The organism is Ningiella ruwaisensis (assembly GCF_004798935.1).
In the GTDB taxonomy this organism is placed as follows: Bacteria; Pseudomonadota; Gammaproteobacteria; order Enterobacterales; family Alteromonadaceae; genus Glaciecola; species Glaciecola ruwaisensis.
This window is the reverse complement of sequence record NZ_RAHT01000002.1, coordinates 30,242-51,343: the sequence shown is the minus strand read 5'-3', so window position 1 is coordinate 51,343 and position 21,102 is coordinate 30,242. Positions and strand designations below refer to the sequence as shown.

At 42.5% G+C, this 21,102-nt stretch carries 18 protein-coding genes; 12 read left to right on the top strand and 6 right to left on the bottom strand.

Going from position 1 to position 21,102, the window contains the following annotated elements; translation table 11 throughout:
* Positions 1 to 16 precede the first annotated feature (16 nt).
* A complete protein-coding gene (pdxH, locus tag D6V41_RS03680; RefSeq protein ID WP_136250138.1) occupies positions 17 to 658 on the top strand; it encodes a pyridoxamine 5'-phosphate oxidase in 642 nt (213 codons plus the stop codon).
* Positions 659 to 729: 71 nt separating this feature from the next.
* Positions 730 to 1,566, top strand: coding sequence for a TatD family hydrolase (locus tag D6V41_RS03675; protein ID WP_136250137.1), 837 nt, complete (start codon positions 730 to 732; stop codon positions 1,564 to 1,566).
* Between the two features lie 27 nt (positions 1,567 to 1,593).
* Here the strand turns inward: D6V41_RS03675 and D6V41_RS03670 are convergent, their stop codons facing one another.
* A complete protein-coding gene (locus D6V41_RS03670) occupies positions 1,594 to 2,433 on the bottom strand; it encodes a formate/nitrite transporter family protein (RefSeq protein ID WP_136250136.1) in 840 nt (279 codons plus the stop codon).
* Between the two features lie 128 nt (positions 2,434 to 2,561).
* Positions 2,562 to 3,368, bottom strand: a complete 807-nt coding sequence (locus D6V41_RS03665) for a bacteriorhodopsin (protein ID WP_168710959.1) — start codon at positions 3,366 to 3,368, stop codon at positions 2,562 to 2,564.
* A gap of 279 nt (positions 3,369 to 3,647) precedes the next feature.
* Here D6V41_RS03665 and D6V41_RS03660 point away from each other — a divergent pair, with 279 nt between their 5' ends.
* The 7 genes from D6V41_RS03660 (at position 3,648) to D6V41_RS03630 (ending at position 11,357) form a co-directional block, all read left to right on the top strand.
* Complete coding sequence (locus D6V41_RS03660; protein ID WP_241664417.1) at positions 3,648 to 4,982, top strand: TrkH family potassium uptake protein; 1,335 nt, start codon at positions 3,648 to 3,650, stop codon at positions 4,980 to 4,982.
* 182 nt (positions 4,983 to 5,164) lie between these two features.
* Positions 5,165 to 5,917, top strand: a complete 753-nt coding sequence (locus D6V41_RS03655; protein WP_241664416.1) for a bacteriorhodopsin-like — start codon at positions 5,165 to 5,167, stop codon at positions 5,915 to 5,917.
* Between the two features lie 67 nt (positions 5,918 to 5,984).
* Positions 5,985 to 6,836: a polyprenyl synthetase family protein gene (locus D6V41_RS03650; protein ID WP_168710958.1), complete on the top strand. Its 852-nt coding sequence runs from the start codon at positions 5,985 to 5,987 to the stop codon at positions 6,834 to 6,836.
* Positions 6,817 to 8,304 (top strand): phytoene desaturase family protein, encoded by a 1,488-nt coding sequence (crtI, locus tag D6V41_RS03645; protein WP_241664415.1) that lies wholly within the window; start codon positions 6,817 to 6,819, stop codon positions 8,302 to 8,304. The genes D6V41_RS03650 and crtI overlap by 20 nt, the downstream gene beginning before the upstream one ends.
* A gap of 15 nt (positions 8,305 to 8,319) precedes the next feature.
* Positions 8,320 to 9,222 (top strand): phytoene/squalene synthase family protein, encoded by a 903-nt coding sequence (locus D6V41_RS03640; RefSeq protein ID WP_168710957.1) that lies wholly within the window; start codon positions 8,320 to 8,322, stop codon positions 9,220 to 9,222.
* Positions 9,219 to 10,421 (top strand): lycopene cyclase family protein, encoded by a 1,203-nt coding sequence (locus D6V41_RS03635; protein ID WP_136250131.1) that lies wholly within the window; start codon positions 9,219 to 9,221, stop codon positions 10,419 to 10,421. The genes D6V41_RS03640 and D6V41_RS03635 overlap by 4 nt, the downstream gene beginning before the upstream one ends.
* 30 nt (positions 10,422 to 10,451) lie before the next feature.
* A complete protein-coding gene (locus D6V41_RS03630; RefSeq protein ID WP_136250130.1) occupies positions 10,452 to 11,357 on the top strand; it encodes a Brp/Blh family beta-carotene 15,15'-dioxygenase in 906 nt (301 codons plus the stop codon).
* Here the strand turns inward: D6V41_RS03630 and idi are convergent.
* Positions 11,290 to 11,913, bottom strand: coding sequence for an isopentenyl-diphosphate Delta-isomerase (gene idi, locus D6V41_RS03625; protein ID WP_136250129.1), 624 nt, complete (start codon positions 11,911 to 11,913; stop codon positions 11,290 to 11,292). The genes D6V41_RS03630 and idi overlap by 68 nt on opposite strands.
* Positions 11,914 to 12,027: 114 nt before the next feature.
* On the bottom strand, positions 12,028 to 12,612 hold the full coding sequence (locus tag D6V41_RS03620; RefSeq protein ID WP_136250128.1) for an AhpA/YtjB family protein: 585 nt from the start codon (positions 12,610 to 12,612) through the stop codon (positions 12,028 to 12,030).
* A gap of 189 nt (positions 12,613 to 12,801) precedes the next feature.
* On the opposite strand from D6V41_RS03620, the gene serB reads away from it, so the two are divergent.
* On the top strand, positions 12,802 to 13,944 hold the full coding sequence (serB, locus tag D6V41_RS03615) for a phosphoserine phosphatase SerB (protein ID WP_206663233.1): 1,143 nt from the start codon (positions 12,802 to 12,804) through the stop codon (positions 13,942 to 13,944).
* Positions 13,945 to 13,959: 15 nt separating this feature from the next.
* On the opposite strand, the gene D6V41_RS03610 is transcribed toward serB, so the two are convergent.
* Positions 13,960 to 16,473: a PilZ domain-containing protein gene (locus tag D6V41_RS03610; protein ID WP_241664442.1), complete on the bottom strand. Its 2,514-nt coding sequence runs from the start codon at positions 16,471 to 16,473 to the stop codon at positions 13,960 to 13,962.
* Between the two features lie 79 nt (positions 16,474 to 16,552).
* Here D6V41_RS03610 and radA point away from each other — a divergent pair, with 79 nt between their 5' ends.
* Positions 16,553 to 17,917, top strand: a complete 1,365-nt coding sequence (gene radA / locus D6V41_RS03605; protein ID WP_136250125.1) for a DNA repair protein RadA — start codon at positions 16,553 to 16,555, stop codon at positions 17,915 to 17,917.
* Positions 17,918 to 17,973: 56 nt separating this feature from the next.
* Here radA and ettA read toward each other — a convergent pair whose 3' ends face one another.
* Positions 17,974 to 19,638 (bottom strand): energy-dependent translational throttle protein EttA, encoded by a 1,665-nt coding sequence (ettA, locus tag D6V41_RS03600; protein WP_136250124.1) that lies wholly within the window; start codon positions 19,636 to 19,638, stop codon positions 17,974 to 17,976.
* Positions 19,639 to 19,941: 303 nt separating this feature from the next.
* On the opposite strand from ettA, the gene lpxD reads away from it, so the two are divergent.
* Positions 19,942 to 21,000 carry a UDP-3-O-(3-hydroxymyristoyl)glucosamine N-acyltransferase gene (lpxD, locus tag D6V41_RS03595; RefSeq protein WP_136250123.1) on the top strand — a complete coding sequence of 353 codons (1,059 nt, stop codon included), beginning with the start codon at positions 19,942 to 19,944 and terminating at the stop codon, positions 20,998 to 21,000.
* Positions 21,001 to 21,102 lie beyond the last annotated feature (102 nt).

The window sequence follows — 21,102 nt, the reverse complement described above, 5'->3', positions numbered from 1 at the left end:
TGAAAATGGAGGCGAAGTGAAAGCACTGCATGAATTTCGTAAAGAGTATACTTTAGGACGGCTTACTGAAGATTCACTCACTGAGCATCCCATTGATTTGTTTGAAGTTTGGCTAAAGGATGCTATAGATGCAAATCTTCCAGATCCGAATGCAATGACTGTTGCTACGGTCAATAGTGAAGGCCAGCCCTCACAGCGTATTGTTTTATTAAAAGACTTGTCTAAAGATGGCTTTGTTTTTTACACCAATCTCGGTAGCAATAAAGCAAAAGATCTTAAGCATAACGAAAAGGTTTCTTTACATTTTCCCTGGTATTTTTTAGAGCGACAGGTAAGTGTGCAGGGGCGGGCGGTAAAATTAAGTCGAAAAGAAGACGCCGCTTATTTTCTATCTCGCCCGAAAGAGAGTCAATTAGGAGCCTGGGCGTCACAGCAAAGTAAACCCATCTCCACTCGCGAAATGTTAATGACCCAGTTTCATCAAATGAAAGAGAAATTTGCGAAAGGGGAAATCCCGCTTCCCGACTTTTGGGGCGGTTTTCGTATTGAGCCTCAGCGAATAGAATTCTGGCAAGGTGGAGAGCATCGCCTGCACGACCGCTTTGAGTACTGCAAACAAGACGATGCAAGCTGGAAAATTCAGCGTTTAATGCCTTAACTTAATGCCTTAACTTAATTTCTTAACTTAGCGCCCTAAGATAGTAAATTAACTCAATAGAGGCTATGAATATGATAGATAGCCATTGTCATTTTGACCTTGCAGCGTTTGATGCGGACCGCAATCAAGTCATTCAAAACTGCGAAAAACAGGGATTAAGCGCGCTTTTAGTTCCTGGTTTAGGTCTTAATCAAAGCCAGGATTTAAGGTCTTTCGCGACCCAATATTCTACAGACAAGCTTCAGCTTGATATTGCCGCGGGTTTTCACCCTTATTTTTTAAAAGAAATATTCCCTGAAAGCGGCTCTTCTGAAAAATGGGAAACGGTGTGGCAAGCTCAACTCGACGGTATGTATGAGCATTTGGCGAAGTATCATGATGAATATGTAGCCGTTGGCGAATTTGGTATTGATGGCACATTAAGTACCGATCTTGAGCTTCAAATGCAGGTTTTCAGAGACCAGCTATCTTTGGCAAAGCACTTTAAAAAGCCCGTCATTTTGCACCATCGCAAGTCTCACAACGAACTCATACGCCTTTTGAAAGAAGAAGCATTTACCGGCGGCGGCGTTGTACATGCCTTTTCCGGAAGTGCGGAAATTGCTCACACCTACGTTGAACTTGGCCTGTGCCTGGGAATAGGTGGAACTATCACCTATCCTCGCGGCGCAAAAACGCGCAGAGCAATTGCAGATATCTCCTTTGATTCAATGCTGCTGGAAACGGATGCGCCAGATATGCCGATGCATGGTTATCAGGGGATGCGCAATACACCAGAGCGTTTGCATTTAGTGGCTCAAGCGCTTGCTGAGACGAAAGGTGTGTCTTTAAAAGATGTCATAAAAAATACGACGCAAACTTATCAGCGCCTATTTTACAGACAGGAAAGATTGCCAAAAACAGTATGAAATTTGATTAATTGCTATGCAACTGAGTCAGTCAATTTCGTCTTTTACCTGTCCCCAGACTAAAAATGAAAAAATAAGCGTTCCGCCAACAACGTTACCTGCCAAAACCGGAAGAAAAAATCCAAATATGGCATCGTATATTTGCAAGTTTCCAAGCCATATCAGATAGGCCATTTCGACCGAGCCAGCAACAATATGCGTGAAATCTCCAGCGGCAATTAACCAGGTGAATACCAAAACAATCAGAAAAACAGAAGACTGATATTGGGGAATCATCCACACAATGGCGGCAATAAGTATGCCCGCAGGAATGGCCCTGAAAAACCCATCTATGGGAGGCATTTTTACGGCATGCTCGCTAAGGCTTATCATTGCAGGCGTTAAGTCCGATGGGATCGCTGGTGTTAGCGCATACAATGCTGTGATCAGAAAAGCGCCAACCACGTTAGCTAGCAAAACGATTGTCCATAACCTCGCAACTCTATAAATCATATTGCGTTTGAACTCGACTATGAGTGGCAATATTGTTGTAATTGTGTTTTCAGTAAATAATTGCATTCGGCCAAGTATTACAAGCAAAAAGCCTAAGCTATAGCCGAGATTCTCTATGAGAAACGAGCCAGAGCTTTTAGGTAAATAAGTTCTGAAAATTGCTTCTCCTAACACCGAAAATGAAATGAGCACTCCTGCAGCAATACCAGACCATATCAGACTTGGAGTTGGTCGGTTTAATTCCTCTTCACCATCACGCCGTATTACTTCATAAATCATACAGGTGTTCGGTGCACTTAATTCGTCCAACACATCTTCTTTTTGTGACTGCTCAGTAGCAGGTGGCTTTGATGAAGCTTCACTTTCGTCATTCATTACGCATTTCCGAATATGAAATGCAAAACGCAGTCAACTTATATCGCACTGCGTTTTACATAGAGGCTGTTAGCAAATAGCTTTGAACAAGTAGCTCTGTTCAAGTAGCGCTGATCAACTAGCTTTGATTATGCCTGAGACTCAGCCATACCTTCCTGCTTGCTAAGCATCGTCGCTGTGACGGTTAGCATCACCCCATAAACCACCTTGGAAGATATATCTGCTATCGTGTAGATAACTTGCTGGCTAACAATGGTCGTTTCGTAGGAATATCCCATCGTCATGAAATATGGTGCGAGATACGCAATCGGATATAGCCACCAGGAAATTAAAAATAAAGGCAATATTGCGCTGAAAACACTTTTAGCGCCTCCAGACATTTTGCTTGAGCCTTCTTTTATCACGCGAGTAATGAGCACTAGAACATGTAAGAAAAATGCAGTCGAAATCAGTCCCCAAACTGCCCATAATGTAACGTCCTCATTAATTCGGCCTGGCTCATAAAACTGACCAATGTATCCGGTCAGGATCATTAAACAACCTGAGAAAGAAAACTTAAACATGTAACTGGTGCGTTGAGAACCCGTAATCTGCGCTACCCATAAGATTTGGATAAGCAGCATTGGAACGTCGATTAACCAATTAAGATACCGGTAACCGTTTGTGAATAAATCTGCACCTTCCCTCACGGTATATTCATTGCCATCAAAAGCATAGGCCTCTGTCCAACTTATTTTCTGGGTATATAGTAAAAGAAGCGCAGAAACCATCACGACTACCGACAAAATAGACGACATTTGATATTTAGGAAGGCTATCTTTGCGAGTAAGTATAAAAAATAATAAAGCGGCTGCCATGGTTGCATAACCAAGGGTAAGTATGTGATTTACAATTTCAAATCCTTCGACTGAAATTGAAGACATAGCGTTTTCCATAATCATTGCTCCTGGTGAAATTTTCCCATTTGCTACAACGATTGACTACACGTTAAATGGAGTGGATGAGTAACTGAGTCAGCATTGCTACGTTTTGGCTTTTAAAATTAGATCAGAACCTTGGTGATTTAATGAAAATAGATTCCAGTCTAATGTGAACTTTTATTCACTCTCGCACTTTTAAGCTCTAGGTACGTTTGTACTTCCATTCAAAATCCCTTCTGCTGACAGCGGCTTTTGTGGGTGACGACATATTTACGCCTTTGAGAGGAAATATGAGTGAAAACATTAATCAAGTATTTTAAAGAGGCCTCACCTTCAGTCATTTTAGTCAATGGGTATCTGTTTTTTTTATTCATCGCTTGGGGATTGCTATCTTTACCTGTCTCACAACAAGTGCCTTTAAACTGGGAGGATGTTTTTTTTATCGCAGCGTCGGCTGTGTCTACTACCGGACTTATCAGTATCGATCCAGGTAGCAGTTTTTCTTTCTTTGGTGAACTGGTCATATTAATAATTATTCAGGTTGGCGGGATTGGTTATATGACTTTCGGTTCACTTATCCTCGTTTCACTTAAAAATAAAATGTCTAAAGAATCGCTTAAATCAAGCTTGGAAATCAACCGACGTGAATTTGCCTTACCTGCAGATTTTAAAACCAGTAGTTTTGTTAAGCATGTTGTTGTGTTTAAGCTAGCGATAGAGGCGATTGGCGCATGTGTGTTGTATATATTTTTCTTTCAGTCGAATATTGAAAACCCGGCCTGGTCTGCAATTTTTCACTCTATCAGTGCTTTTTGCACGGCAGGCTTTAGCCTGATGTCTACAAATTTCGTTGCGTTTCAAAGTCACATTGGTGTCAATGTAGCAATCTCAATTTTGTCGATACTGGGTTGTATCGGATTTATCGTTTTCGTGGATCTTTGGTCAATTCTGCGTGACAGAAGCAAGGAACTGCACTTTACCAGCAAGATTATTTTGAAGGTGACTTTTTTTACTCTGATTGTAGGCACAGTATTTCTGGCCTTTGCAGACGAAAAATTGTCTGTACTGCCCGCTAAAGAGCAATGGTTAATCGCTTTTTTTCAGGTGATGACGGCTAGCACAACGGTTGGATTTAATACTTATGCCGTAGCAGATTTTAATTTAGCGATAATTTTTGTTTTGTATTTCCTAATGTTATTCGGAGCGGCTCCATCGGGTACAGGGGGAGGACTTAAGTCTACTACTCTTGCTGCTCTGATTGGGATTGTGCGAAGCACCTTAAAACGCAGAGATAAAGTCAGCATAGACAATAAAAATTTGCCCTTACAAAAATTACAGATTGCTACCAGTAGTTTTATATTTGCTCTGTTTATCTTTTTTATCGCGGTGGTTTCGTTGCTGATAACTGAAACAGCTCCTATAGAGTGGATTATGTTTGAGGTTTTATCTGCCTTGGGAACCGTCGGCCTAAGCATGGGGCTCACGTCTGAATTAAGTTTGATTGGCAAACTAATCATCGTACTTCTCATGTTTGTTGGTCGAGTCGGAATTCTTACATTCGGAATTGTTTTAAGCCTCCAGGAAGAACGTCATGAACAGGCAGATGAGGAAGATGATATCGCTGTATAAAGTACACTTAGCGAAAAGATATATTTGAGCCATTATGATCCTATCTTGACAAAACAAGCGTAAGGCAAATGTACGTCCACAAGACGCGCTCAACTCGCGTCATACCATAAGAGAGAATTGTTATGTCATTGATTACACGCTTCTCATCGCTTCAAAAGATCTTTGTCTCTAAGCATCTTTTCATGATTTCAAGCCTTCTTTTTATTGCGCTGATGCCTAGTAAAGCTCTTGCCGCCAATCTTCAGCCTGATGATTTTGTCGGTATTTCATTTTGGCTTATTTCGATGGCGTTAATGGCAGCAACGGTGTTTTTTCTATGGGAAACGCAAAGCGTGACCGCAAAGTGGAAAACATCTTTGGTGGTTTCAGCGTTGGTCACGTTTATTGCAGCAGTCCATTATTTTTACATGCGTGATGTTTGGGTTCAGACTGGAACCTCTCCAACCGTATTCAGATATATAGACTGGTTATTAACGGTTCCGCTATTAATGATTGAGTTTTATCTTATCTTACGCGCTATTGGGGCTGCCTCAGCAGGTATTTTCTGGCGCCTCTTGATAGGTACTTTGGTGATGCTTATTCCAGGCTATCTGGCAGAGGCTGGCTACATCAACATCACGATAGGTTTTGTCATTGGTATGCTTGGTTGGGCATATATTTTGTGGGAAATTTTTGCTGGAGAAGCTGGCAAAGCAGCTAAAAATAAAGCCAGTGACGCTGTTAAATATGCATACAATGCGATGCGCTGGATAGTCACCATCGGCTGGTCCATCTATCCAATTGGCTACGTTTTGGGATACATGCTAGGTGCTGCGTCACCGGAAGCGCTGAACATCGTTTACAACCTTGCAGACCTCGTTAATAAAGTCGCATTCGGCTTATTGATTTGGTATGCCGCTACGAGCGAAAGTGACAAGGAACGAACAATGAACTAGGGGTGTGGCTATCAAGCGCCGATTGCGCACACATTGATGAATGTTGGATTAAATGAGACCGAACTCAATGAAGACACGATTATCAGCTTCTAATTCTGTTTGTGACCTTATGCTTGGTGAATGTGAGCAGAATATGCAAAGAAAAGTTCACCACGATGAAGCATGTCTTTTGCATCTGAAAAATGGTGGCTCAAGAACTCGCGCTAAGATTTGTATTTCAGTTGGACAAAAGTTGCAACTGAATAAAAGTGATATTGTGAGCTTGAGTTCTTTGGTCGAATTGCTTCATAACGCATCTTTAATTCATGATGATGTACAGGATGATGATGGGCAGCGGCGCGGAAAAGCATCGATTTGGAAAGTTTTTGGAAAGTCTCGCGCCATTTGCAGTGGTGACACTATGATTACAGCGGCATTTGGTGAAATTGCAGATATAAGCAGTAGTGCCAAGTTGCCAATTGTAATTCGTGAAACCAATCGAGCCGTGCAGGAAACAATTGAAGGTCAAAATCTGGATCTAATGTGCTCCAGTGCGATCAGTTCCTCACAATATGAACTAATTGCAGCAAAAAAGTCAGGCCCATTATTCCGATTGGCGTTATCGCTTCCGCTTATCCTGGCTAATCGGCATGATTTACTGGAAAAAGTTGAGTTTGTCGCTTCTACGTTTGCTATCGCTTATCAAATTAATGATGACTTGGACGATTGGAAAGAGGATTCCTCAAGCGGTGATTTAAATCTGGTGAATATTCTGGCGGAAACACGCAACACAAAAGATGCCATATTTATAGCCAAAAATAGAGCGAGATATTTACTAAGAAAATGTAAGCAAGAGTTATCTAACTTTCCCAATGATGCCGCATCCATTGTCGTAGACTACGCAGAGACATTGATGAATCATGTTGAGGCACACCATTAACAAACATGCGGTAGTAATCGGTGCCGGCTTTGGAGGCATAGCCAGTGCCTTGAGACTTAGAGCGAAAGGCTATGAAGTGACAATAGTCGACCAGTGCTCGCGCCTGGGAGGGCGCTCTCAACAATTTGTCAAAGATGGATTTGTATACGACGCAGGCCCCACTGTGGTAACTGCACCGTTCCTTTTTGAAGAATTATTTGCGCTTTTTAATGAGCAAATGAGTGATTATTTTACGCTTATTCCGGTGGAGCCTTGGTATCGATTTGTTTATCCCGACGGCACTAAATTTGATTATGGCGGAACGGTTGAAAATACGCTTGCAGAGATCGACAAGATAAACCCTGCTGATAAAGCGGGATATTTATCGCTCCTCAAACAATCGCAAGCAATTTTTGATATTGGATTTACCGAACTCTCCGATACGCCTTTTCACAAACTCAGCACCATGCTATCGCAAGTTCCTGCTCTCATTCGTTTAAAATGTTACCGCACGGTTTGGCAAATGGTGTGCAGTTTTCTTAAACACGATAAATTAAGACAAGCCTTCTCAATTCAACCTTTACTTGTTGGCGGTAATCCTTTTGCGACGACCAGTATTTATAGTCTTATTCATTATTTAGAGCGAAAATGGGGCGTTCATTTTGCCATGGGCGGTACAGCTTCTATTGTCAACGGACTTGAAAAGTTAATGGTAAAACAGGGGATCAAGATTCAACTCAATACCGCAGTAGATTCATTGATTACTGACAACAATAAGATACATCAGGTCAAAACAGTAAACAGTACACTAAATGCTGACTTAGTTGTTTCAAATATTGACCCCAAGTTTCTGTATACCAAACTTTTAAATAAGCAAGAACAAAAATTTAGCGCGCGTGTAAAAACAAAATATGCCAGTCTCTCTATGGGGCTTTTTGTACTGTACTTTGGCACAGACAAACAATATTCTGATATCGTCCATCACACAATTTGGCTTGGAAAGCGCTATGAATCTCTTTTAAGTGATATCTTCGACAAGCACACACTCGCTGAAGACTTTTCGCTGTATCTTCATCGTCCAACTGCCAGCGATCCCTCATTGGCACCTGAAAATTGCGATTCATTTTATGTGCTCTCGCCTGTACCTAATAATCTTTCTGGAATCGATTGGACTTCGGAGAAAGACCGCTATGCACAAAAAATTCTAAGGGCGCTGGAGCGTTCAATTATGCCAGGATTATCTCAACACTTAGTGCATTACTTTGCTAAAACGCCACAAGATTTTGAAAAAGATTATTCCAGTGTCCAAGGCAGCGGTTTTTCTATTGCGCCAAGTTTTCAGCAGTCGGCCTGGTTTCGATTCCACAATCGCGCAGAAGGACCCGATAATTTATATCTATGTGGCGCCGGCACGCACCCGGGAGCAGGCATCCCTGGCGTATTATCTTCTGCAAAAGTTGTTGATAAACTTATCCCAAGTCTCACTTAAATGGATGCGTCGTCAATGACCGTTCAGAATACACAAAAGCAGGCTCTGGTTGCGCTTAAGCAATACGGCAAAACCTTTAATTTTGCAAAGCTTTTTCTCGAAAAAGAAACCGGAGATGATGCAGCTGTGTTATACCGATTTTGCAGAATCGTCGACGATATCGTTGACGAAAAAAGCTGTGAAAAAGAGGCAGGCTTGCAATTAGAGAACATTATAAAAGCGATTAAAATGCGTGACATTCACCATGAAATAGCAGGGCCTTTTTTGCAGCTTTGTAGCAAACACAAAATAGACCCTGTCTACGGGCTTCAATTAATAAAAGGCGTGTCAAAAGATTTAAACAGTGTCGCCATAGAATCTCAAGATGAACTGATTGAATATTCGTACTATGTTGCCGGAACAGTGGGATTGATGATGGCTCCAATCCTGCGTTCGCAATCTGATGGCTACCTGTTTGCCATAGATTTAGGTATTGCTATGCAGCTGACAAATATTGCCAGAGATGTTCAGGAAGATGCACAAACAAGCAGGTGTTATTTACCTAAACCGTGGATACAAAATGCAGACTGTAAAGACGTTTTTAGTACTCATCCCAAAACCAGAAAAACCTTTCAAAACGCGATAAGCAAAACGCTCGGGCTGGCAGAGTTGTATTATAATAGTGGTTTGAAGGGTTTGCATTTTTTGCCTTCAAAAAACCGTCGAGCCATTGGAATAGCAGCCTGTTTATACCGACAAATAGGTCGCAAGCTAATGAACAATAATTGCGAATACTGGAATGGCAGGACAGTAGTCTCGCCCTTCGAAAAAACGAAACTCGCCTGTTTATATCTTTATAATGAAATCACGCAAGAAGCACCTTCTGAACCGTCAGCTCACGATGCCAGACTGCATACTGCCTTAAAGTCGATAATATGACTCGCGTTAAAGATAAAGAACACTTTGACTTGATCATTGTTGGCGCCGGTGCGGCTGGGTTATCTTTACTTTTAGCACTTGCTCATAAGCGCTACAAGGGACGAATTTTAATAGTAGAGCAAAGAGAATCTTTTCAAAATGATCGGATTTGGAGTTTTTGGAAGACTAGCCATATTCCAGATTACATTAGTGATAAGCTCAACTACAAATGGAATACCTGGTCGATTGAAGCAGATAAGATATGTAACGAGCAACGTCACCCAGAATATCCGTATTGCAGTTTGCCTGCCGAAACACTGCAACAGTTAGCTCTAAATGTGATACACAAACATCCTGATTATTTGCTGGTATTTGGCCAAACCGTTGGCGAAATTACGTGCGAGAATAACCAATGGTCAATTCCCCTTAATCATGCTTGTGTGCTTGCTAATAATGTTGTGGATACTCGAATAGACAAGATTTTGAAAAACTCTGCAAATCAGGGAAATCGATTATGCATGCACCAGTGTTTTTATGGGTTTGAGGTGGAAGTAAGTCGGTCAGACGATATCTCTGAAAGAACGGTTTTACCCTTGCAAAACAAAGTCTATTTGATGCATGACATTCAAATTGTGAAAGAAGGCCTCGAATTTGTATATATCTTGCCATTTTCCAGTAAAAAAGCCTTAGTTGAGTTTACTGGATTTTATAAATACCCTGTTTCTGCACAATATTTAAAAGATAAAGCGAGCAAATACGTAAGGACGTTTTTGGGAGATATTTCCCTTAATATAGTTAGAACAGAATTTGCTTGTTTGCCGATGCAAAACGTCAAAAACAGCAGAATGGAAACTCACTATATATTTGGCGGAATAGCTGGCGGTGCAATGCGCGCTGCAAGTGGTTATAGCTTTGCCTCTATTCAAAAGTGGGCAAATGAATTGTCGAAACAAATGATTAAATATGACGCGATTAAGCCATATGACCCAATCAGTCCCTGGTATAGATGGATGGATAATATTTTTTTAAGTGCTATTTTGAATGATACAGCCTTGTCAAAAACGATATTTTTGTCTTTATCAAAAAAAGTAAAAGCGGGTACATTTGCAAGATTCATGAGTTCAGAAGCGAATTTACGTGACCTTCTTGCTATTATTTTGGCTATGCCGCTATGGCCGTTTATAAAAGCTATGTTCAGGGTAATTGTGCACTCAAAGTAGGGCCGTTAGCCCTTATAAGGCAAATTTTCCATGCAGAGAAATATCCCTACAATCCTGTCTCAGAGTTATCTTTCGCTAACGTTTCTAGTAAGTATCGTTGTCTTTTTATCCATATCCCTTCCCACATTTTTAATTATCACTGTGTTTGCCGTTCTTATATGTTTTGTTGGTATTCCTCATGGTGCTTTTGATGTGATTATTGCTTCTCGATTAGCAAAATATGGCGGTATAGGATTTGGCACTCTTTTCCTCTCTCTATATTTATTGCTTGCCCTTGTTTGCGTATTTGCCTGGCTTCAATTTCCCACCTTTTGCTTGGTCGCTTTCCTTGTGATTTCAATTTACCACTTTAGTCAAGACTGGAGAGCGCAGCTTTCGCTTTCTGCCCGGATATCGGTGGCAACGTGGTTAATTACAGCGCCGGCCATTGTATTTCAGACAGAAGTCGCTCAGATATTTGCTTTTTTGCTGCTTGAGAGTGCATCAATAAAGCTGATTGTTATAATAATGCAGGTCAGCGCCTTGATATCCATTTTGTTATTATTTTTTAATTTACGCAGTGTTTATCAACTATCGAAATGGCAAAAACTGGAAATAGTCACAATTTTTCTTAGTGCGCTAATTCTTCCGCCACTGATTCACTTTTTACTGTATTTCTGTTTTCTGCATTCTTTAAAGCATCTGAATGATATTTTTCAGTCCGAGCACTTCTCGCACGCCTCGCTGATCAAATCCGGGGTGCCGATAGCGTTAGCCACTATTGCGGCAATGGCAGCAACATTTATTTATCTGCAAAATCCGACGGAATTGACCAGTTTGAGAGAGCTTTATAATGACCGTACGTTTGAACACCTGCTTCAAGTATTGTTTATCGGCTTGTTTGCTTTAACTGTGCCCCATATGTTGTTGGTTGCGTACTGGCATCGCTGTCAATAAGGTGTGTATTTTCTCTTAAGTATGCGTTCGCTCTGTGAAAAACTTCTGGAAACCAAACAGTAAACATAGAGGGGCTATCCTTAAGGTGTATCTCAATTTTACGCGTATTCCACCACTTGGTTTGACTTACCTCATCCGGATTAATAGCAAGCCTTGCTGATTGCGCGCGACCCAATAAAATATGGTCGTACTCATGCTCTATCATATTTTTATCCAGTTTAGAAAAATAAATAAAGGGCTTTAAGCGCACAAAATCAAGCGCTGACGCAAATCCTATCTCTTCCAGGAGCCGTCGCTGCGCTGCGTCCTCAATTTTTTCTTTAGGCATTGGATGCGAGCAGCAGGTATTTGTCCATAGACCGCCGCTATGATATTTGTCGAGTGCGCGTTTTTGAAGCAGAAACTCCACCTCATTGTTTATGACACGGAAAATCAACACCGAAAACGCAAGGTGCAATTGACCGCTTTGATGAGCCCTGAGTTTATCGGAGTAACCGATGCACTTTCCGTCGGTATCTACCAACTGAACCAGAGGATTGCTAAATTTTTCATTCATGCCGTTTAAACGACCTTGCATCGGCAAAGATCAAGAAGCCTCTGTAGTCAATTGTTCACTTTGCTTTACTGTCATTGAAGCTGACCGAAGGGCACTAATAAGTCACTGACTGTTTTATTTGAACGTGCTTTGCTCCATCACATAACTGCGCTTAAATTTATAAAATAAACGCGTAGCGAGCATTGCAATAATCATCGCTAAGACAATAATAAGAATGCTTTGGGTAAACTGAGTTTGATTGAAGGCTTTGTGATGACGGATTATTTCATCACGATTTAATATAAGTTTGATATATCCGAGGGTTTCACCCTCAAACAAAATATCCTCAACAAAAACCAAGGGTTCGTAATCCTGGCTTATCAGCTCCACAATCGACAGACGATTATCTTCTCCGGTAAGGCGAACGCCCAAATCGTCGAATACAACCGCGCCCTCAATGAACATACCCTGATTAATCATTTTGATATAACTACTTATGACTTCGCTATTTTCATCGGCCATTGGCTGCGACAGCAACTTTGCCGCTTGGATTGTCAGGCTTCTGCCGAGTTGCTCAGATTCGGTTTCATACCATGCCTGAGCATTGTGAGCATGCATAACATACAAATTAATGGCAATCGCAACAGAGCAAATCAATAAAATCAAACTCGAAATACGTTTGAATATTGAGCTGTTTTGCTGATTAATTAGCTTGCTCATTAAAAAAGCTGACTCCCTTGGGCATTAGCTAAAGCCAAATTTATTGAGCAGACCTTAGATGAAAATAGAATATTTGCCAAGACTTAGTTTACTCATGTCTGTGATTGGGTATTATGGAGCACACCGCTTTTTCCAATTGTTTTAACTTATATGTACTTTGCCTATCGCTTTTCGCAAGATGATCTCAACATGCCCGCTAACCCTTTGCATTCTAACGAAAACTTGTTGCAGATGCTTAAAAATAATCAAGGCCTCAGCTGCGTAGTTGAGATAAAGCAAGCGTCAATCATCTTATATTCAAGCATGGAATTTACGCAATGCGAGCGTTTTTTAGACAAAAACGCAGCCAAGGTTTTTTCGGCAAGTGCTTTAAGTGAGCACATTAAAGCGGCTGGTGCATTGGAAAATGCACAAGGTTCATCCGTCTCGCAGCAAAGCCACAAGCAAAATCAGAAAAAACAAAGTCAGCTTTGTATCGCCAAGCATGGACTAAATATAGTCGACTTACTGCAAGCTTTACATGCGTTAGATTTAAGCGACGTATTAATTGAATTTGCCTTAAATCCTTATGCATCACATTTCGCGCTTACCGCAATAGATCTTACAATGCCAGCAAATGTCAAAGTAGAAAAGGCGAAAATACAGGAAGCATGCGCAAAGCATCGGCTAGATATTTATCAAAAGCGTGATCTTCACTTAAGCGACGCTGGTCTTCTAGTGATGGATATGGACAGTACGGTAATTGCGATGGAATGTATTGATGAAATTGCGGGTTTGGCTGGCGTTAAAGATAAAGTTTCTCAGGTGACTGAAGCGGCAATGCGCGGAGACATTCCCTTTACACAAAGCCTGCATGAACGAGTCGCCTGCCTAGAAGGAATAGATGCACAGCAACTGTACGATATTCGAAAGCGTCTTCCGTTTATGCCGAATTTTATTAGTGTAATGAAGCTGCTAAAAGCGGCAGGTTGGCGTTTAGCTATCGCATCGGGTGGTTTTACCTTTTTTGCCGACTTTGTCAAAGAAGTTGCCAGCCTGGATTATGCAATGAGCAATCAACTTGAAATTGTGAACGGCAAGCTCACGGGAAAAGTGTTAGGTGAGGTAGTGGATGCTAATAAAAAAGCGAGTATCTTACTTGAGCTGACGCAGACGCTAGGCCTAGACAGAGACAAGACCATCGCGATGGGGGACGGTGCAAATGATTTAGTAATGATGCAACAGGCCGGGCACTCCCTTGCGTATCACGCAAAACGTAAAGTAGCTGAAGCAGCCGACAATGCGGTTTATGTCGGGGGGTTTGAAGGGCTGATATTTACGATGCGTGCTTGAAGCAAGCCACTTTAATTAACCCGCATACCGCGCCATCACTTCCTCTGTAATGTCGTTTAAAAAGATACAGCCTGCTATTTCCCACATGCGCTCTTCAAAATGCGTTGCTTTGTGAATGGCATGCTGACCTAAATAAAAGAGCTCTTGCTCCAGCTTTTCTAGGTCAGGCTTCAAGCCTTTATTAATAGTGACATTAAAGGCATAAAACTCGCCATGAGCATGCGCTTGTGCAATAAACTGTTTAACGGCGTGATGACTTGCTAGCTGATATTGCCAATTAGCTACTACTCGCAGCTCCGGCAAGCTTTGCTCATGGTTAATGGCAACGTATATTTCAGTGCAAATCGGTTTTGGGTCAATACGCAGCATCCGTAGCGACTGACTGATAAAAGGGGCTTTAAGCTCTAGGTCTTGATACAGCCATTGCAAATTAACCGATGCCAGGCTGGCATCCTGATGCAAAACGCCCATCCACGGTGCTCTAACCTGATTCATGGTTGCCATAGCAGGCAAAAAGCCTTGTGGTTTCTTTTCAACGTAGGCACAAAACTGTGGTGTGGTTTTTGAATGGAGCGCACGCAGGGCGTGGCTTAAGCCTTCAATGCTTTCTTCTGCCGTAAGTGCAGGCAGCTTGTCGGTGTTATTGGCAATTAATTCGGCGAAAAACTGCTCTGCTTCACTTGTTTCGTCTTCAGAAACGGCTTCAAGATGCAAAACCTGTTTGTCATAATTGATGTGCTTAACGCGGTACTGCAAATCGTTTAAATCAAAACTGTCGGTAATATCTTGTAGCTTGGTAAAGCTAATATGTACCTTTGAGTTTAAACGATGAACAAAAGGCTCTGACAGCTCCAGTTTTAAACCACTTACAGAAATATCTTCTGAATACGCCTCAATGGTTTGTGTTGCGGTTTTAAGTATTACAGGCGTTCGCAGCACGTAACGGGTTTGTCGGCGTAACTCTGAATTTTTATGCCGACACACTTCAATATCATGCGGTGGTTTGTTCCGCGCGTGCCCAAACGCTTTTAAGTGTTTAATATGCTCGCGTTTTAGCTCTCTGCGCTGATAGCACTCTTGGCCGGCCTCGTTACTAATGTCGATAACGGAAATCATATTGCTAATTTCATTCAAACGGCCTTGTAGTCTCGGTGAAGGCGGCTTGTTAAGTTTATCAATTTCACGGCTAACGTCATTTGGCACAGAAGTGGGCGAATAAGCATCTGATGCTTGCACATCAGAGCACACAAGCTTAAACACTCGCCAACTGACCTTTCTGGAGCCATAGCTTAAAAACGTATCAGCAAGCTCGGGATATTTGGCTAATTCGGCTTCGGTGGCGGAATAAAAATAGATTTTTTCGTCTTTAACATGGTGAAAGCAATAAACAACCATGCTGGGGTAGCTGCCATTATCGTTTGCCAGTGTCGCAATCCGCTCAGGATTGAGTAAATAACCGAGGCGAAGTACTTTATCTTCATCTGTCCAATAATCGATGATGCGTTTACCGCAGCTGTTAACACTGGCGTATTTTGCAACAAACTTCGCTGAAGCTTCTGCATGCATTGTTGCATCTTTATCAATTTTAGCTGTTTTGGCTTTGAGGGCTTTTTCATTGTCTCTGACATTATGCCTAACAATAAACACTGGCAAACTTGGCGTATTGTTCGCAAAACTTTGCTCGTAGATTTTCGTACCTACGGCCATTTCCACATTGTCTAGATTAACCTTGTAACGGCGCTTGTGCAGTTTAAACAAGGTATCGATGAATTGGTCGAAAGCGTCTATATTTTCATTCGGGTCACGAGCAAGGTGTATGCTGATTTTGCCGCTGTGCCCGCTTATACCAAGCACTTTATAGGGAATAGAGGTACGGGTAATACCGCTTGCTCTGTCTACCCCTCTAAAAAGAATGCTTACCGGTTCGAAAGTCTTGATCAAGCCTTGTTGCTGCTCGTCTTTAAGTCGAATGCGCAGACCATACTTCGAGATATCGAGTGTCGTGGCATGAAGACTCTGTTTATTCGGCAAGAAGATTTCAATTTGAGTGACATAGTTTAAGCGCTCTTCTTTTCGAATGGGAAAATTTAATAGTTCCTGGCAGGGCGCCACATAGTTATCTTCCGGCTCGCTTAAGTCATAGTGTTGCAAACTGGCATTTTCTTGAATCTGAAGTTCATATTGCTGGCGCTCAGCGAGAGCGAACTCATGCATGCACTCATACACCCCAAAAGTATACTGGCCGAATTCCTTAACTAAGGTTTCAAACTCTAATATGCCATTAATATGCAAATAATGTTCAATACCTTGAAAGTTATATAGGCGGCACTCATCTTTGACTTTTGCGCGCAAATCGATAGAGCGGATGCAGGGTTTAGCCAGTCTTTTGACTTCCATTTTTACTAAAAAGCGCATATCTGAACTCAAGTCTGGTGTAAGTCGCTCAAATTCCTGGCTAAAATTAGGCTTGTTTACCAAAGGTGATAGCTTACGAATAATATCGCTATAGGGCGCTAAGTCGGGTGTCATTGTCAATTAGATAACCGCTGCTAATAGTAAAATGATATAGTTCTTACACTATCGGAAATATCTATAAAAACTAAAATAAATGGCAAAGAAAAAAACAGCGTACGTATGCAGTGACTGCGGTAGTGAACATGCAAGATGGCAAGGTCAATGCAAAGACTGTGGAGCATGGAACACCCTTTCTGAAATCGTCCTGCAAAGTGCAAAAGCAGTAAATACGCAAACAAGAAGCGGTTTTGCAGGGGTAACGGCTGCAAAAGTTGAAGTATTAAAAGACATAGACCTCACCGCATTACCGCGTTTTAGCTCTGGCTTTAAAGAGTTAGATCGCGTTTTAGGCGGCGGCATTGTGCCAGGCTCTGCGATTTTGATTGGCGGCTCGCCAGGGGCAGGTAAAAGTACTTTGCTGCTTCAGGTAATGTGTTATCTGGCGGGTAAAGGCAGTGTTTTATATGTCACCGGCGAAGAGTCTTTGCAGCAGGTAGCCATGCGGGCAAAACGTCTTCAACTCCCCGATGACCAGCTCAAACTGCTTGCAGAAACCAACGTTGAAACTATCTGTCATCTTGCGCTTGAGCATAAACCCAGTGTCATGGTTATTGATTCAATCCAAGTCATGCATATGGCTGATATCGCTTCTGCGCCCGGCGGAGTATCGCAAGTAAGAGAGAGCGCTGCGGCCTTGACCCGTTTTGCCAAACAGCATCATATTGCCATGTTTATTGTCGGCCATGTCACTAAAGACGGCAGTCTGGCCGGGCCTAAGGTACTAGAGCACTGTATTGATTGTTCTATGATGTTGGAAGGGGAGTCTGATGGACGATTCAGAACCTTACGCGGCACTAAAAACCGATTTGGGGCAATTAACGAGCTTGGTGTATTTGGGATGACAGAGCGCGGAATGAAAGAAGTCTCCAATCCCTCTGCAATTTTTTTAAATCGACAGCAAGAGCAAAGCTCAGGCAGTATCGTCATGTCGGTTTGGGAAGGCACCAGGCCGCTCTTGGTAGAGATTCAAGCGCTGGTAGACTACAGTCAAATTTCCAATCCTCGACGTGTGGCAGTGGGGCTTGATCACAATCGTCTTGCCATGCTTTTAGCCATTATGCATCGACATGGCAACGTGCAAATGCACGATCAGGATGTATTTGTGAATGTGGTAGGCGGCGTCAAAGTTAGCGAAACCAGTGCAGACTTGGCGGTGTTGCTTGCCATGCTTTCTAGCTTTAGAAACAAAATATTGCCTCAGGGACTGATTGCCTTTGGAGAGGTTGGATTGTCGGGTGAAATAAGACCTGTTCCAAATGGAACAGATCGCCTGACAGAAGCAGCTAAACATGGTTTTACGCGAGCCATTGTGCCAAAAGCGAATAAACCTAAACAAGCCATTGCGGGCATCGAGGTGATTGCCGTAGCACGACTTGCTGAAGCATTAGAGGCGCTTTAGAGAGGCCCTATAAATAGCGCCTCTAACAACTTGCTACTAATCCAGATTTACCGGATTTAGCTGATTTTTTTGTATTTCAATCGATGCGGTTCAACCACATCCTGGCCATATGTTGCTTTTAGCCAGGTTTCGTAATCATTGTAATTACCTTCGTAGAAGTTTATTTTTCCTTCATCGCGGTAATCCATGATGTGTGTAGCAACGCGATCCAAAAACCAGCGATCGTGCGAAATGACCATAACGCAGCCCGGAAATTCCAGAATGGCATTCTCAAGGGCTCGCAAGGTTTCGACGTCTAAATCGTTGGTGGGTTCGTCGAGTAATAGTACGTTTCCGCCCGCTTTTAATAACTTGGCTAAATGGACACGGTTTCGCTCACCACCCGATAAATCCTTGATGAATTTTTGCTGGTCAGTACCTTTAAAATTAAACCGCGAGCAGTAAGCGCGACTGTTAATCTCAAAGTTTCCTATTTTAATAATGTCCTGGCCATTTGAAATTTCATTAAATACCGTTGCGCTTTCGTTCATGTGGTCTCTAAACTGGTCAACGCTTGCGATTTGCACAGTATCACCAATATCGATTTTACCGGCGTCTGGAGCTTCTTTGCCTGTAAGCATTTTAAACAGGGTCGATTTACCGGCGCCGTTCGGGCCAATAATGCCAACGATTGCGCCTTTAGGTACCTTAAAGCTTAAGTTATCAATAAGCACTCTATCGCCATAGGACTTGCGCAGATTCTCGACTTCAATTACCTTGTCGCCCAGACGCTCTCCTGGCGGAATAAAGAGTTCGTTGGTTTCATTACGCTTTTGATAATCGTTCGTGCTGAGCTCTTCAAACTTGGCCATGCGCGCTTTACTTTTGGCCTGTCGACCTTTAGGGTTGCTGCGTACCCACTCAAGCTCCTGTTTGATAGATTTTTGTCTCGCATTTTCGCTACGTTCTTCTTGCTGTAAACGCGCTTCTTTTTGCTCTAGCCAGCTTGAATAATTGCCTTCCCACGGAATACCTTCACCCCGGTCAAGCTCTAAGATCCAACCTGCAACATTATCAAGGAAGTATCTATCGTGGGTAATGGCTACAACGGTACCTTCATAGTCGTGTAAAAAGCGTTCTAGCCAAGCGACAGATTCAGCATCCAAATGGTTGGTTGGCTCATCCAAAAGCAACATTTCAGGTTTTTCAAGCAAGAGCTTGCAAAGGGCTACACGGCGTTTTTCACCGCCCGATAATTTTGTGACATTCGCATCCCAGGGTGGAAGGCGAAGGGCATCTGCTGCTCTTTCAAGAGCATTATCCAGATTGTGACCGTCTTTACTTTGTATGATCGCTTCCAGTTCGCCCTGTTCTTTTGCCAGCGCATCAAAATCAGCGCCTTCTTCGGCATATTCCGCGTACACTTCGTCCAAGCGTTTGAGGGCGTAAACGACATCTTCAACGGCTTCTTCAATGTTACCGCGCACGTCTTTGTTTTCGTTGAGTTTAGGCTCTTGAGGTAAGTAGCCAATCTTAAGGCCCGGCTGAGGGCGAGCTTCACCTTCTATGTCGGTATCAATGCCTGCCATAATGCGAAGCAGGGTAGATTTACCTGCACCGTTTAAGCCCAATACGCCAATTTTAGCGCCGGGGAAAAAGCTAAGTGAAATGTTTTTAAGTATGTGGCGATTAGGTGGTACCACCTTGCCGACACGATGCATGCTATATACAAATTGCGCCATGTGTTTCTCTGTCAACGTTTTTAAAAGTGAATGGCGCGTATTGTAATCGACTTGCACAGATGATTACACCATTTGGATCTGTTTATCTGTGTTGATGCTACAAATTTTATTGACTGGCATTAAAATGCCGGCCTAAAAGCTCAGGCCTTATCCCGTCAAAGCAAAAACGAGTTGCAAAAACATGGATTAACTAAGGCAAACACACCATTAATTTGTGCTAATATCTGGCGTCTTGGACTTTCTTAAATCTAAATGCATATATTCGAATATAAACATGCGAACACATAAAGGACGACAATTAGCATGAGCGATTTATCAAAAGGCTCTCAGTCAAGCAATAGCTTCACACTGGCAGAAATCGCCAGCCATATTGGAGGTGAAGTCTCAGGCGATGCACAGCATAAAATATCGAGCATGGGCACCTTGGCCAGTGCAGACGCAAGTCAGCTATCTTTTTTATCTAACCCCAAATATACCAGCGAGCTTAAAACGAGCAAAGCTGGCGCGGTTATCCTCGCTCAGGCCCAGGCTGATGAGTACAAGGGTAACGCCATTATTCATAGCAATCCGTATGTGGGTTTTGCTTTAGCTTCGCAATTGCTGGATAGCACTCCATCACAATCCGCCGGCATCTCTGTAAACGCCAGCATTTCCCAAAGCGCATCTATCGGAAAAAATGTATCCATTGAAGCGGGCGCTGTGATTGGTAAAAACGTTGTCATTGGCGATGGCTGTCAAATTGGTGCAGGTGTTTATATTGGTGAAAACGCCCGTTTAGGCAATGATTGCATCATTCGCGCTAACGTTACTATTTATCACGGTGTTGTATTAGGAAATGAGGTATCTGTCCACAGTGGCACGGTAATTGGCGCAGATGGCTTTGGCTATGCTAACAATAAGGGAACGTGGATTAAGATACCGCAAACTGGCGCCGTTCAAATTGGTGATGGTACCGAAGTGGGTGCAAATAGCTGTATAGACAGAGGCGCGCTTGATGATACGCAAATTGGCAAAAATTGTATAATCGACAATATGGTGCAAATTGGTCATAACTGTATCATTGGCGATCACAGTTGTATTTGTGGCAGCACTGGAATTGCGGGGAGTGTCACCATAGGCAAACACGTTATTATAGCGGGTGGCGTTGGTATTAATGGTCACATCACTATTTGCGACAATGTTCAGGTAACCGGCTTTTCGATGGTGACAAAAAATATCACCGAGTCGGGCGTTTATTCATCGGGTATGCCAGCCGTGCCAACAAGAGAGTGGCAAAAGAACACTGTAAAGCTTCGTAGTATCGACAAACTTTACGAGCGTGTAAAAATCCTGGAACAGCAGCAAAGCAGTAGCGAGGCATAATTGTCGATTTTGGGTATACAAAACGCGCAAAATCGCTAAACTATCGCATATTTTTTGGAATGCAGGCATTCAGGTAGCGCTCAGTTGCGCTCACATACACAG

Excerpts from the sequence above, each read along its gene's own strand:
- D6V41_RS03650 (WP_168710958.1), top strand. The coding sequence starts at position 5,985 with ATGAAGACACGATTATCAGCTTCTAATTCTGTTTGTGACCTTATGCTT.
- D6V41_RS03655 (WP_241664416.1), top strand. The coding sequence starts at position 5,165 with ATGATTTCAAGCCTTCTTTTTATTGCGCTGATGCCTAGTAAAGCTCTT.
- D6V41_RS03620 (WP_136250128.1), bottom strand. The coding sequence starts at position 12,612 with ATGAGCAAGCTAATTAATCAGCAAAACAGCTCAATATTCAAACGTATT.
- D6V41_RS03675 (WP_136250137.1), top strand. The coding sequence starts at position 730 with ATGATAGATAGCCATTGTCATTTTGACCTTGCAGCGTTTGATGCGGAC.
- lpxD (WP_136250123.1), top strand. The coding sequence starts at position 19,942 with ATGAGCGATTTATCAAAAGGCTCTCAGTCAAGCAATAGCTTCACACTG.
- D6V41_RS03640 (WP_168710957.1), top strand. The coding sequence starts at position 8,320 with ATGACCGTTCAGAATACACAAAAGCAGGCTCTGGTTGCGCTTAAGCAA.
- D6V41_RS03665 (WP_168710959.1), bottom strand. The coding sequence starts at position 3,368 with ATGGAAAACGCTATGTCTTCAATTTCAGTCGAAGGATTTGAAATTGTA.
- D6V41_RS03635 (WP_136250131.1), top strand. The coding sequence starts at position 9,219 with ATGACTCGCGTTAAAGATAAAGAACACTTTGACTTGATCATTGTTGGC.
- radA (WP_136250125.1), top strand. The coding sequence starts at position 16,553 with ATGGCAAAGAAAAAAACAGCGTACGTATGCAGTGACTGCGGTAGTGAA.
- crtI (WP_241664415.1), top strand. The coding sequence starts at position 6,817 with ATGTTGAGGCACACCATTAACAAACATGCGGTAGTAATCGGTGCCGGC.
- D6V41_RS03670 (WP_136250136.1), bottom strand. The coding sequence starts at position 2,433 with ATGAATGACGAAAGTGAAGCTTCATCAAAGCCACCTGCTACTGAGCAG.
- D6V41_RS03610 (WP_241664442.1), bottom strand. The coding sequence starts at position 16,473 with ATGACACCCGACTTAGCGCCCTATAGCGATATTATTCGTAAGCTATCA.
- D6V41_RS03630 (WP_136250130.1), top strand. The coding sequence starts at position 10,452 with ATGCAGAGAAATATCCCTACAATCCTGTCTCAGAGTTATCTTTCGCTA.
- ettA (WP_136250124.1), bottom strand. The coding sequence starts at position 19,638 with ATGGCGCAATTTGTATATAGCATGCATCGTGTCGGCAAGGTGGTACCA.
- serB (WP_206663233.1), top strand. The coding sequence starts at position 12,802 with ATGCCCGCTAACCCTTTGCATTCTAACGAAAACTTGTTGCAGATGCTT.
- idi (WP_136250129.1), bottom strand. The coding sequence starts at position 11,913 with ATGAATGAAAAATTTAGCAATCCTCTGGTTCAGTTGGTAGATACCGAC.